The 13,254-nt window shown below is 35.4% G+C and carries 11 protein-coding genes; 4 read left to right on the top strand and 7 right to left on the bottom strand.

Annotated elements, in window-relative coordinates; translation table 11 throughout:
- Positions 1-286 precede the first annotated feature (286 nt).
- Positions 287-2,281, bottom strand: coding sequence for a transketolase (tkt, locus tag ACU696_RS05950; protein ID WP_209102235.1), 1,995 nt, complete (start codon positions 2,279-2,281; stop codon positions 287-289).
- 169 nt (positions 2,282-2,450) lie between these two features.
- Between tkt and ACU696_RS05945 the strand changes: the two genes are divergently transcribed.
- On the top strand, positions 2,451-2,660 hold the full coding sequence (locus ACU696_RS05945; protein ID WP_148044895.1) for a hypothetical protein: 210 nt from the start codon (positions 2,451-2,453) through the stop codon (positions 2,658-2,660).
- Positions 2,661-2,860: 200 nt separating this feature from the next.
- On the opposite strand, the gene ACU696_RS05940 is transcribed toward ACU696_RS05945, so the two are convergent.
- From ACU696_RS05940 to ACU696_RS05915, 6 genes are all read right to left on the bottom strand, one after another.
- Positions 2,861-3,535: a fimbria/pilus periplasmic chaperone gene (locus ACU696_RS05940; RefSeq protein WP_446000210.1), complete on the bottom strand. Its 675-nt coding sequence runs from the start codon at positions 3,533-3,535 to the stop codon at positions 2,861-2,863.
- Between the two features lie 34 nt (positions 3,536-3,569).
- Positions 3,570-5,186: a fimbrial protein gene (locus ACU696_RS05935; protein WP_227024218.1), complete on the bottom strand. Its 1,617-nt coding sequence runs from the start codon at positions 5,184-5,186 to the stop codon at positions 3,570-3,572.
- A gap of 7 nt (positions 5,187-5,193) precedes the next feature.
- The gene (locus ACU696_RS05930; protein WP_164528450.1) at positions 5,194-7,692 is read right to left on the bottom strand and encodes a TcfC E-set like domain-containing protein; all 2,499 of its coding nucleotides are present in this window, start codon (positions 7,690-7,692) and stop codon (positions 5,194-5,196) included.
- 19 nt (positions 7,693-7,711) lie between these two features.
- Positions 7,712-8,395, bottom strand: a complete 684-nt coding sequence (locus ACU696_RS05925) for an EcpB family pilus assembly chaperone (protein ID WP_447343047.1) — start codon at positions 8,393-8,395, stop codon at positions 7,712-7,714.
- A gap of 91 nt (positions 8,396-8,486) precedes the next feature.
- The gene (gene ecpA, locus ACU696_RS05920) at positions 8,487-9,092 is read right to left on the bottom strand and encodes a common pilus major fimbrillin subunit EcpA (RefSeq protein WP_004914437.1); all 606 of its coding nucleotides are present in this window, start codon (positions 9,090-9,092) and stop codon (positions 8,487-8,489) included.
- A 135-nt stretch (positions 9,093-9,227) separates the two neighbouring features.
- The gene (locus ACU696_RS05915; RefSeq protein ID WP_109911906.1) at positions 9,228-9,548 is read right to left on the bottom strand and encodes a helix-turn-helix domain-containing protein; all 321 of its coding nucleotides are present in this window, start codon (positions 9,546-9,548) and stop codon (positions 9,228-9,230) included.
- A 1,914-nt stretch (positions 9,549-11,462) separates the two neighbouring features.
- Here ACU696_RS05915 and ACU696_RS05910 point away from each other — a divergent pair.
- The 3 genes from ACU696_RS05910 (at position 11,463) to ACU696_RS05900 (ending at position 13,252) form a co-directional block, all read left to right on the top strand.
- Positions 11,463-11,768, top strand: coding sequence for a helix-turn-helix domain-containing protein (locus ACU696_RS05910; protein ID WP_004914446.1), 306 nt, complete (start codon positions 11,463-11,465; stop codon positions 11,766-11,768).
- A 97-nt stretch (positions 11,769-11,865) separates the two neighbouring features.
- Positions 11,866-12,474: a common pilus major fimbrillin subunit EcpA gene (ecpA, locus tag ACU696_RS05905; RefSeq protein ID WP_004914448.1), complete on the top strand. Its 609-nt coding sequence runs from the start codon at positions 11,866-11,868 to the stop codon at positions 12,472-12,474.
- Between the two features lie 94 nt (positions 12,475-12,568).
- Positions 12,569-13,252, top strand: a complete 684-nt coding sequence (locus tag ACU696_RS05900; protein WP_004914450.1) for an EcpB family pilus assembly chaperone — start codon at positions 12,569-12,571, stop codon at positions 13,250-13,252.
- Positions 13,253-13,254: the final 2 nt, after the last annotated feature.

The following is a 13,254-nucleotide window of genomic DNA, read 5'->3' as shown; positions in this document are numbered from 1 at the left end:
ACACGGTTGCTAAGGATAACTGACTCACACCAACTCTACTGCTCATTTTAGCTGTCAAACATCAAAAGTGTGCTTCAACCGACATTTTTAAAAAATATTTTCATTCTGCAACATACAACTGAAACGGTTCAGCTTATCTAGGATTAGATTAAGGGATATATTTATAGAACGCAATAGAAAATCCTATATTGGTGCACAAAAAAACAACGCCTAGTTTATCGCTAGGCGTTGTTCAGCAAGATAATTAGAAATGAGAACCGAAATTCGGAACTCATTCCTTCTTATTTTATTTCAGTAAAGATTTCGCAGCTTCAACTGCTTTCTCTACTGTGATACCGAATTCTTTAAACAGAACTTCGGCAGGAGCAGATTCACCAAAGGTATGCATACCGATGATGGCACCGTTTAAACCAGTGTACTTGAACCAGTAATCTGCAATACCCGCTTCGATAGCAACACGTGCTGTCACATTGGCAGGTAAAACTGCTTCACGGTAAGCCGCGTCTTGTTTATCGAATGCATCAGTAGAAGGCATTGATACAACACGAACTTTACGGCCTTCTAATGTTAATTGGTCAGCCGCTTTAACTGCCAATTCCACTTCAGAACCTGTAGCAATAAAGATTAACTCAGGCGTACCTGCGCAATCTTTCAGAATGTAAGCCCCTTTCTCGATATTGGCTAATTGTTCAGCGCTACGAGGTTGTTGCTCTAAGTTCTGGCGAGAGAAGATTAATGCGCTTGGGCCATCTTTACGCTCGATAGCATATTTCCACGCCACCGCAGATTCAACTTGGTCACAAGGACGCCACGTGCTGACATTTGGTGTCACACGCAGGCTTGCCAGTTGCTCAACCGGTTGGTGAGTCGGGCCATCTTCACCCAGACCAATAGAATCGTGAGTATAAACGAAGATGCTACGCACTTTCATCAGTGCTGCCATACGAACCGCATTACGCGCGTACTCAACAAACATCAGGAATGTCGCGCCGTAAGGAATGAAACCACCATGTAACGCGATACCGTTCATGATAGCTGACATACCAAATTCACGAACACCGTAGTGAATATAGTTACCCGCTGGGTCAACATTCAGCGCTTTCGAACCTGACCACATGGTTAAGTTACTTGGTGCTAAGTCTGCAGAACCACCCATAAATTCTGGTAACACTTTACCAAACGCTTCTAATGCATTTTGTGATGCTTTACGGCTGGCAATATTTGCTGGGTTTTGTTGCAGATTTTCAACAAATTGTTTTGCATCCGCGTCAAAATTAGCTGGTAATTCACCATTCATACGACGAGTAAATTCCGCAGCTAATTCAGGGAATTGGGCTGAATATGCGGCGAATTTTTTATCCCATGCGCTTTGTTTTTCTTTACCTGCGGTACGAGCATCCCAAGCTTCGTAGATATCTTTAGGAATTTCGAATGGACCGTAGCTCCAACCCAGAGCTTCACGAGTTGCTGCAATTTCAGCATCACCTAAAGGTGCACCGTGGACAGACTCAGAACCAGCTTTGTTTGGTGAACCAAAACCAATGATAGTTTTACACATGATCAGTGTTGGTTTATCAGTTTGGTTCTTCGCTTCGTTCACTGCCGCGTTGATCTGTGATGCGTCATGTCCGTCGATATCACGGATAACATGCCAGCCATAAGATTCGAAACGTGCTGCGGTATCGTCAGTAAACCAACCTTCAACTTCACCATCAATTGAGATGCCGTTGTCATCATAGAATGCGATCAGTTTATTTAATTTCAGTGTACCCGCTAAAGAACATGCTTCGTGCGAGATACCTTCCATCATACAGCCATCACCCATGAAAACATAAGTGTGGTGATCAACAACGTCATGGCCAGGGCGGTTAAATTGCGCGGCTAATGTGCGTTCTGCGATCGCAAAACCCACTGCGTTTGCAATGCCTTGCCCCAAAGGACCAGTTGTTGTTTCAACACCTGGAGTATAGCCATATTCTGGGTGGCCCGGTGTTTTAGAGTGTAATTGGCGGAAGTTTTTTAACTCTTCGATAGGTAAGTCATAACCAGTGAGGTGCAGTAAGCTATAAATCAACATTGAGCCATGGCCGTTTGACAGTACAAAACGGTCACGATCTGCCCAGTGAGGGTCTGCTGGGTTATGATTCATATGGTCACGCCACAGTACTTCAGCGATATCAGCCATGCCCATTGGCGCGCCAGGATGCCCTGATTTTGCTTTTTGAACCGCATCCATACTTAGAAAGCGGATAGCATTAGCAAGGGTTTTACGAGTCGTCATCAGTATACTCCAGGTAGGATAAAAACGTACTTAAACCAATTTTTACAACGCAATACGGATAGTGCTACTTTAATTTCGCTGCAACATGAAAGTATCAAGTTACCGAGGTATCGCCATCGGTCTCCTTATCTAAGAAACCACAACACATCGACAACAAACTGAGCATTTCATGAATAGAGCGATTGAAAGTAACCCAATTCTACCCATACCGCAATATTTGCTATGTTCATGGCAGCAGATCGCTAATAAATTGAACTGCCGCAAAGCTGAATCCATTCCATTGCGCAAAATATCCCTTAAGACTTACATTTTTGCGCAAGTGACTAACCTTATTAAACCTGAGTTCAGTGTCTGGGATCAAGGTGATTTATGCTTCTAGCACATTTAGCTGCCACATTAGTGATAATTGGCAAAGTTTTAGACAAAAAAAAGCGCAATATGCCCGAATATTTTTGTTTGAGTTGAGTAAAAGACCTAGCCTTTCTAATGACTATTAATAGATAGAAGTAACATGAATTGAAAAAAACCAGTAACAACAAATATTACTGGCTAATCATATAATATAAAATTTTAAATCAGCTAATCGCAATTGCCTATAGAATAGTATTTATCAAATATAACAATGTATTTACGGCTTTTTTTCTTTAAAGCTTCATGGTGAAATTCTTGTTGTGGTAAAAGATAAAGAACTAAGGGCTGCTCATCATCCTTTACTTCACAGCTTTCATGAATTAACACCCTAAAATAAGTATTGCCCGTATTTTTTAATATGCCCGCATCCACATCCATCGCATATTTAAATGCAATATCTTTCGGCCTAACCACAAAATAGGTTTCTAAACTAACTGTGGGGTAAAATAACGGTTGCTGATTCTGAAAAGAGTCAGTTTCCACATCAAGTGCCGTTTCACTGATCACAATCTTATAATAGCGTTCTTTATCATCCGCTTTACCGCGATAAAAAATCTTAAAATACTCTTGCTCACCGGGTAATACGATTTTTTTTAATGGGGTAAAAATAATTTCCCCTTCTTCTATTGGCTTCCCTTGTTCTTTATTATCAGGCTTATCTATTTGGTATGCGCTAAATGTATATAAATTCACCTTTTTCGTATCATTGATATAGGACTTTGAAAAAAAGCTTTTATTGGGCTCTAAAGATGAAATATCTGAGCTCAAATAAAGTGAATAGGCTTTACCAAAACATGAAAAAAGCAATAATAACAGCGAGCTAATCAATAGTTGAGTCGCTATACGCTTCAGTTTATCAATATAAATCGCGCCAACCTTATAAATGGACATCTGGCCCCGTCCAAATCGCTTTCACGACAACCGTTCCACTCGCAGACACCGTTCCTAACCAATCGATGCCATCTAACGTAAATAATGAGTTTGAATCATTCATTGGGAAACGTAAATCCAAATTAGTGCGATAAAAAGAACCTAAATCTTGGTTAGGGATATCCCATGGTGTTTCCGTCCACAAGGCATTATCCATCGATATTTCCGTACCATCACAACTTGAGCGATAAGACTCTTCGATACCTGAAGCATTTTTAAATGACAAGTAAGCTGAAAACGGAACACGAAATTTGTCATCATCGGAGCTGAACAAACAAAAGTTTTGTCCGTTAACATTCACTGTCGGCCCCTCGACTCTTGCAGTGATCGCGTCCGCTTGTCGAGGGCCGCTTGTCGTCACAATATAATTAAACTCAATTGGTGGTTCCGCTGGGCCAATTTTCCCAGTTTTTGACGGGTTAGGAATATAATCCGCAGGCACAATACTAATGCTGTAGTCCCTAGGCTTTATCACTAACTGGTTCGATGGCGTGAATTCATAATAGCCTGACTGTGGGGCAGCGGCAGGGTTCGTAAACGAAAACGTAAAAAAGTCTTGGCTATTGGTGAAATCAATATTATTTGTCACTAATTGTTTGAAAAACGTATTAGAAAAAAAGATAGAAACATAGTTATTTGAACTTTTAAAATATGAGTTCGCTGCATAAGATGAGTTGTAATTTTGCCAAACATTAGAACCGTCGTCAGGGCCTATTTTTATTGACGCAGCAGCAGGGGTAAATGGAATTAATGTTGAATTTACTTTTAATGTTAGCAACACATTCGCAAAAATATCCCCCGATGTTTCATGTTTTACCACTTGGCAAATTAAACCGTTCACGTTGGCAACAATACCAATACGACAAAATTGCTCCCCGGGACCTAGGCTTGGGTTACCATTACTATCAATGTAAACTTCTTGCATTGCGCCTGTTGAACTCAGTTTAATATGCCCTGATTTCGTCATTGTAAACTCATGAGATGCGATAATTCGTCCACCAACACTTTGGCAACTTTCCCCTTTTGCAGGGTCGTAATCCAAGTCAGTCATACATGCACGATAGCTATAAGTTTCTACTGTACCAATAGGCAGTTTTTGAAAATATTGGTATGTTGACTCACTAAAAATACCTCGCGCATATGCCCCTTCCCCCAAGGTATTATCCTGTACAATTTTATACGCGCCATTTCGACCAACATATTGTGCAGGCCAATAACCCGTATCGCGATTACAGTAATTACGCATACAGCGGTTACCAATAAATGGGCTATCAATCGGTGAATTTTCAAACCAAATATCTACATTCTGGTTGGCCCGAATCGAGGTATTGGTGTAACCCATATAACCTAAGCTTTCTTGGTTTCTTGCTGAATAACGGGAAAATTTATTTGCGCCAGTGAATCGAGGATCTAAAGACCTTGGTGTTACAAAAAACTCATTATCAACACCATTTTCAATAAATACATAAGAGTTACTCAGAGCCACAGCTAAGCCAGAAGAACTAAAGACGCCATTCAACAAACAACTCGTCAAAAATAGTAAGAAATATTTTTTATTCATCATGAAACTCTCATTGCCTTAATGCGACTGTTCTTTGCGGGTCACAGGTAACATCCCCTAGCCATAACGCACCTCTGGCTCCCTCTAGATTCAAATCAGCTTCGCAAATAGTTTGCTCATCTTCTTGTAGAAGTGAAATAACAGGGTAGCGAACATCGACATCCATCGAAAACTCACCATTGTGATCTGTTTTTGTGCGACCAATATGGTTACGGATAGACGCATATTTAATAAATTCGCCAGTTGGCGATTTCAAACGACCAAATACCGTCACGAGCTGCCTAACTTCAGGTTTATAAATAGCAATATTCCCAGGGTATAATGTGACAGACTTATTTCGCCCCGATACAATGTCAAAACTGTCTTTAGATTTCGCATCATTCATTAATTGAATGTCATAATCCGAATAAGGGGATAATGGAATAAAGGTATTTGCTCCACTAATAGGGTAATTTTGCCCATTAACACGTGCTGTCATACTCCCAGCCCCATAAATATCCGAATTAATAATGACGCCTGATTTCCCTTGCTGCCCACTTGGCATAATAGTTCCATTGCTATAAGCGACTGAGCCTCTTGAGGTCAAATTACCATTAAGCCTATTACTATCGGGCCGGTTAAGTGTCACCATACCTGAGTTATATTTAGTCTCGTAAGAGGCATAGCCCATTGTTGAAATATTAGACTCACCGTTATTTTTATCTTTAACTAGCTTTGACACCGAACCTCCGACACTTGTAATAACCGAATCATCAAAGCTCTTATTCGCATAAATATTGGCTTTCACATTACCATTGCTCGATGAAAGACCTGTACTCAACCATGTTGATAACGGTAATGAAAAATCGAGGCTAATAAATTTTTCATTCATACTTTTTTGGTCATCATAGTGATAACGCTGAACGCCTGTTCTTAACCCAATCGTGCCGTAACGACCTGAAAACAATGTATTTGAATACTCATAGTTAATTGAATCACTACCAATACGTTTATCTTTTGTACTACTAATAGTGAATGTTCCCGCTCGCTCAAATACCTTGTCAAAATTTAAAGTCGCGCCATAAGAATAACTATCAGAGTCATAAATGGGTAATTCACCTTTTACTACGGCCTTTTCTTTCGAAGCCCAAACAGATCCATAGCCATCAGGTATATTTGTCGATAGCGTAGCAATATTTCTATGGCTGCCATGGTTTTCAATCATTCCCTGCCAAGACAGTGATACATACTGATTTAAAGAAAAGTTAATACTGCTTTCATTAATTAAAAAATTGTCATAGCCATAATTAGACATCTGAATATTTAATCCAGATAAAACAGGAAAACCTTTTGCCACGGACGCACCGACTAAATAACTTTGCTTCAGTGGCTCACGTTTAGAATATTTTCCTCTTACATAACGTTTCTTATCAAAATCAACATATCCCCCATAGACTTCCCAATTTAACTTTTCAAAATTAGCGCCGCTAGTTCCAAAAGATTTATTAATTGTTTGATGTTGAGTCGTCACAATTTTACCATCTACAACGGTCTCAATCGTGACATCATAGATACCAAATGGAAGAATACTCGTGTCGACTTCAAAGCTACCCATCGGAAAATTTTGAATATTTAATAACTTTCCATCACGGTAAATACGAATCTCACCTGGACTATTTAAAAATACATAGATTGGTGTTAACGAATATTTTGAGTTCACCACGACACTAGATGCATTATTTCCTAGTGTAACTGCATAAATTTTACTGCTATTTAGTGTAGTTAGGCTCGCAATAGACTGTAAATTCCACGTACTCATTAACCCAATCGCATAACGTATTCCATTAAAATCGCGTTCATACATAGCACGATATAATTCAATATCAGAGTTTGATTTACCAATGCTGTAAACTGATGCATTAATGTTAATGTGGTGTTCGGCTATAGCCAACAAAGTATCTAAATTAAAATAGCTACTCGACGAATTTTTCCCTTTTTTTACCTGACTTCCAAAAACACCTAAATCATAATTAGCTACTGCAGAAAAATCATTTACCGATGAGTCACCTAGAGAAAATTGCCTAACTTTTTCTTTAGGCACAAAAGCATCTTGGTCAACATCGAGTGACAGATTAAATGAAGAAATATCTAACTGAAGTAATGCATCTTTATCAATCTTAATGTTATTTGATTCATTGAAAAAGTTATCCTTACTGTTTTCTAATTCATCTATCAATAATGAGCTTAACTTTGGTCCTTGGCTATTATCAATAAAATTAATATTCGCAAGTTTAATTTTTCCTTGTTCAACAATAATGATGGCATCAGCAATTTTATCTTCACTTTGATTTTTTTCTCTAGAGGTATTTAATCGTAAAAAAACAGGTACTGACATTCCCTCTTCCAGTGCCATAACAAAAGCTGGCGGAATAATATACCCACCAATTTTAATACGCTTGTTATCTTTAGCATAAACAACATTTGAAAAAATAAAGCTCATTATTGATAATGCAATAATACTTTTATGCATAGTTAAGATCCAATATTAGCTATTTGACCACAATAAAATTACCTTTGTGCCAAATACCAACACTTGTTTTTTTATTATTTATATCGACCAACTGAAGTTTTACAGCTAAATTTGGCATCAAGTAATAACGTTCTTTACAGATCCCATCGGAACCAAGATTTATTTTATCAGGTAAACAAGGTCCTGAAGCAACAACACGAAAAGAACTGTTCCCTAAATTAGCAACTTTCTGATTTTCATATTTGTATTGAAAATTTTCTATTCTAGGTGCAACAACAAGTATTGTACTAATCGTTGCAGATGTTGTTGCTGATGCTGATTTTGAACTTTTCGTAATCCCACTTTCACTAATTGGGTCATCTTTCCAATTTAGTCGATAATAACGTTCCTTATCGTCTTTCGGGCCATTGTAGATAACTTTAAATACATCACGTGCATTTCCCGGAAGAATAATATTCGCTGGTGTTGACAATATTTCGTTAGGATCGTTAGTTGAAATTACCTTTCCATGTTCTAATGGTGTATCTATTTTTTCTATCGTTAAGTTTACTAATCTAGCCGCATCAACTGTGTTTTCAATTTCCTTAGAAAGTGAATTTTCATCAGATGAAATAATTTCTGTGATATTACCAGCATTAACAGCCAAGGTATTTTTTAGTGGGAGAATTGATAATAGAATAACTGCTATTGTTGTTTTTTTCATAATAGAACTCAAAATAAAAAACGATAAAGACTCTATATCCTTATATTATCTTTATCGTAACAAAGGATTTTTTATTTAATTAATAAAAAACTTATGGAGTAACAAAAGTTCCTTCCCAGTTTGCAGTAAACTGGACTTTCACATCACCATCCCAAACACCATCATCTAAGTCTTTAAACTCAGCGACTGCTCCTGCTGCTTTAGCTTTAGCAATAACAAAGGTGAACTCACCGCGATCTGTTGCACGGTCTGAGCTATTATAAACACCATCAGCCGCTAAATTATCTAAACCTGAAGTAATACCGTCAGCAACGCTGATTAACGTAGTATCCGTAGCAGTGTTTAAATCAGTACCATTCCATTTAACGCCAACTTCTAATGTAGAATCGTCGGTAGTTCTTGCTAATGTATTAGCAATAATTTTAGATGTTAATTTAAAGTCAGTTGCGCCGGATTGTCCTTGAATAGCGACATCAAATGCACCATTTTGCTGATTAAAGCTTTTTTGGCCTTCGGCGTAATTAAAAGTTAAGCTTTTTAGTGGAGTCACAACTAACATGCTTGTCGTGTCTTTAATTGCAGTCGCTTGCCATGTTGCTGTTGCTTGAGCGGTACGTGTATCTGCATTTGCAACGGTAGCAAAAGAAGCAGCAATAACCCCAGATAATAATACAGATGATATTTTCTTATTAAACATTTTATTCTCTCTAATTTAAATTCAATATACAACAAATGAAAAATTACTTAGTATAAAAAACACTTTTAACTGTGTTTTTTATAAAACATAATCTTGAGCACTATGAGAATAGAGCTAGAACAATTTAAAATAATATTACTGCTTTTTATTTATGAAACTATCAATCAAGTAATTGCTTAATAAATAACTTTTTTTACTTTTTTCTTTCTCCAATTTTATATCGATATCACATTCGCTTTGAACAAATAAAATAAGCTCAACCCAATTCTTATCTAATAGGCGTAAAAGATGACTTAATTGGTCTATTGTTAATGATGTTTTCCCTGTTTCATAACGAGATATTTGTTGCTGGCTAACATGCATTAGCTTTGCCAATTGCTTTCCCGTTAAATTTTTTTCCTTTCGAGATTTTCTTAAAAATATTCCCGCATAATAACTCAACCTATTTACTTCCATAAGCATTTCCAAAATTTTCCCGATGTATAAACCAAATTTAATTTTTATTAAATGATAATCATTAATATATTTATTTAATAGGCTAAATTATTCTAGTGATAATTCATTAACTACTAATTTATGCTTAATAATATAAATTGATTAAAAAACGTGTAAAAATGTTTAAACCTATCAATAGAATTAAAATCAATAGGCCTGATCTTTTTAATGTTTTTTTGTACCCATATTTTGAGATATACAACCGAATAAAACACGCAATTGGAGTAGAAAAATGATAAGTAACTATGTGATTAATAGATTAATTTTAAATGTGATAATATTGTTGCTGTTATTGCTATAATATGTTGCAAGTATTATTACTTATAAAACAATATAGATTACAGTGACACGCCAATTAATGCTAAGTTTCATTTTGTTACAATTTGGAATGCAATGTATTACTTGTAATTTAAAATAACACTTAATATGAGTATTAAGGATTTTGCTCTATAAAATACTCATTGATTAGCGTTAAGATCGAGTATGCTATTTTTATTGATTCATATCAAAATATACTCATTCATTTTTATTTTTTTAAAGAATTAAAAAAATAAAAACAATGACTATAATAACTATCCCTACTGAAACAGTTCATCAATGATATAAAAAAAACATCATTTCAACCCTTCAAATAAAGCACAAAAAACCATCTATTTTGCTCTATTTATACCAAAGAAAAATAGTAACGTTTATAAATTATAATTCACACTTACCAAGAAGAAAAAGAAAATCGTTCAAAAAACAATCTGGCTAGCTATCCCAGGATAGCTTATCGATATTACTCATCATGTATAGATAGCTTATGGACTTCTAACAACCAACGTTTTTACTAACAGACATTCCTATGCTCTGTTACTATACCCAAAAGTATAATCTCTAGTGGAAAGCTAAGTGCAAAAGAAAGGATTAAAATCTAGATTAGCTGCTATGTAGATAGTTATATCTAATTTATAAGTAATATTTAGAGTAGCTTTAGGTGATGAATTGGGTTTGGAACAAACGCGCATAGTATTAGGTACTGCAAAATCGGTATACATTGAGCTGTTTAATTGTAAGGAAGAAGTCTTAGCACTGACTATTTCGATAACTCACTACATACATCAATAAGGCATCCATTGGATATCACCAAAATTAAAATGAAAGGCAATGGAGGACATAACCCCCCACCCCTGATTCAACTATCACTGGTAAAGTACTTTATGAAATTATAGAAGATAAACAGGTCTGTAGGACGAAGTATTAGCTCCTACTCCCTATGTACCACAATAGGTTCATGATATAGAAAGTTGATACTATAGTGGATAAAGCAAATCAACTATTTGTTTTATCTTACATTTATTCACCTAATAGACATTGATATTATATCATATATCTAATTATCAAAGTGGGACTTTAACATCATACACATTAAATTAGTTAACTGAGTTATTAATAGATAAGAGAGTTAAATACACATTTAAAATTACAATTCTACCAATATAACTGGTTTCCTACCTTTATTCTCAATTCTTCCCTCTCTTTAATTGTAATAAATTGTAACTTTCAATGTGGATTCTTTATGCTTCTTAATTAAATATACATTTGTTAAAAATTATAATAATTTTACACTTATTTGGTGTATTTTTTTATTGAATACCCTGTTTTCAACATTATGAAGTGTATTTTTAACCAATTAAACTGGTGAAGAGATATTTTTTAATTGAATAATGCTAAAAAAAACAGATTTAATAGAAAAAACCTATTGAAAGTAAATCTTTAATAGAAACCCTGCCATTTACTCTTTTTTTAATGTATTTATTATAACACTCAATTAAGCAAGCGAGTGAGCTAACGAATATCACATAAATAGATCTATTAATATTAGAGGCTGAAAAAATGAAAGCTAATATAATTAGTAGTCATGTAGGAAATTATTTACGAAAATCACGCAAAGAAAAAAACATGACAGGAAAACAGTTGGCAGAATTAATTAATATTAGCCAACAACAGGTATCTCGCTATGAAACTGGTACCAGTTCATTATCGCTAGATCAATTAAATGAAATCTTAACTGTTTTAGACAAAAGATGGATTGAAATGATTTACTATATTGATTGTTTCTCTGAAGAAAATAAAAGAAACAATATAAATTTAAGTAAAAAAACAATCGCAATATTACTAAATAGCATGAAAGATATTTAAACCTTTCATTTTAAATTCAATAAAACCATATCAATATGTAAAAATTAAATAACTATTTTTACTATTGTTTTCTATCAATATAAAAAGAGAGATTAGTATGTTAAATAAAAAAATGGCTTCTGTATTGTTATCAACAATTATTGCAGCTTCTTTTGCTACCGTTGCAAATGCAGATACACGTACCGCTCAAGCAACAGCTACATGGCAAGCAACTGCAATTAAAGACACGACAAGTATGTTAGTTGTGACTCCATTAAGAAGTTTAACCTTTAATTATGCCGAAGGCCAAAAAAGCTTTAACCAACAAAATGGCGCATTTGATATCGCTATTCAAGGCCAAGCTGGTGCAACTGACTTTAAATTAGCGTCAAAAATTATTGCTAATACATTAGCAAGAACTACCGACGATTCTAAATTAACTGTTGGTGTTAAATGGAATGGTGAAGATCTGACTAAAAATAATGATTTAGTATTAATTGATACATCAACCGGTTTAACTTCTGGTTTAGATAATTTAGCGGCTGATGGTATCTATAATGGCTCAGAGCGTGCAGCAGATCGCGGTGAATTTACCTTTGTTATTGCTGGCGCTGAAGCTGATGGCGCAGCGACTGACTTTAAAGCACTGACTGACGGTACATGGGATGGTGATGTGAAAGTTCAGTTTACTGCAACTTGGGACGGTGAGTTTACTCCAGCTCCTTAATTCAATATCCCCTTATTAGATAACTAAATATTACGATAAAGATACTATAGGGAAATAATATCTTTATCGTCATTCATTTTATAAATTTATGATTATGAAAAAGATAACATTAGCATTAATTTTATTATCATGGTTACCATTAAAAAGCAGTTTTGCTGTCAATGTGGGAAATATCACTGAAATAATATCATCGGATGAAGACACCTTATCTAAAGAAATTGAAAATACAGTAGATACGGCAAGATTGGTAAATTTAACGATAGAAAAAATAGATTCACCACTTGATACTGGAAAAGTAATTCCAGTTACTGATCCCAATGAAATATTATCAACCCCCGCTAACTTAATTCTTCCGGGGCATGCAAAAGATATATTTAAGATAATTTATCAAGGCCCAAAAGATAATAAAGAACGTTACTATCGATTAAATTGGAAAGATGATCCTATTGGCGAGAGTGGTGTTACACAAAGTGCGAAATCGGCATCAGCAACAACATCGGCAACAATTAGCACAATTCTCGTTGTCGCACCAAGAATTGAAAACTTTAATTATAAATATTCTAATTCCCAAGTTTCAAATACTGGAAACAGCACCTTCCGTGTAGTGGCTTCAGGCCCTTGTTTAGCAGAAAAACAAAAATACGGAGCGGATGGTATTTGTCGCGAGCGTTATTACCTCATGCCAAATTTAGCTGTCAAATTACAATTTGTCGATGTCACAAATAAAAAATCAAGCGTAGGTATTTGGCACAAAGGAGAGTTCATTGTTGTCAAATAATT

Source organism: Providencia sp. PROV_01, assembly GCF_053098325.1.
This window is presented reverse-complemented; position numbering and strand designations above follow the sequence as displayed.

Coding starts and splice junctions, on each gene's coding strand:
- tkt (WP_209102235.1), bottom strand. CDS start 2,281: ATGACGACTCGTAAAACCCTTGCTAATGCTATCCGCTTTCTAAGTATG.
- ACU696_RS05935 (WP_227024218.1), bottom strand. CDS start 5,186: ATGATGAATAAAAAATATTTCTTACTATTTTTGACGAGTTGTTTGTTG.
- ACU696_RS05915 (WP_109911906.1), bottom strand. CDS start 9,548: ATGGAAGTAAATAGGTTGAGTTATTATGCGGGAATATTTTTAAGAAAA.
- ecpA (WP_004914448.1), top strand. CDS start 11,866: ATGTTAAATAAAAAAATGGCTTCTGTATTGTTATCAACAATTATTGCA.
- ACU696_RS05925 (WP_447343047.1), bottom strand. CDS start 8,395: ATGAAAAAAACAACAATAGCAGTTATTCTATTATCAATTCTCCCACTA.
- ACU696_RS05945 (WP_148044895.1), top strand. CDS start 2,451: ATGAATAGAGCGATTGAAAGTAACCCAATTCTACCCATACCGCAATAT.
- ACU696_RS05900 (WP_004914450.1), top strand. CDS start 12,569: ATGAAAAAGATAACATTAGCATTAATTTTATTATCATGGTTACCATTA.
- ecpA (WP_004914437.1), bottom strand. CDS start 9,092: ATGTTTAATAAGAAAATATCATCTGTATTATTATCTGGGGTTATTGCT.
- ACU696_RS05930 (WP_164528450.1), bottom strand. CDS start 7,692: ATGCATAAAAGTATTATTGCATTATCAATAATGAGCTTTATTTTTTCA.
- ACU696_RS05910 (WP_004914446.1), top strand. CDS start 11,463: ATGAAAGCTAATATAATTAGTAGTCATGTAGGAAATTATTTACGAAAA.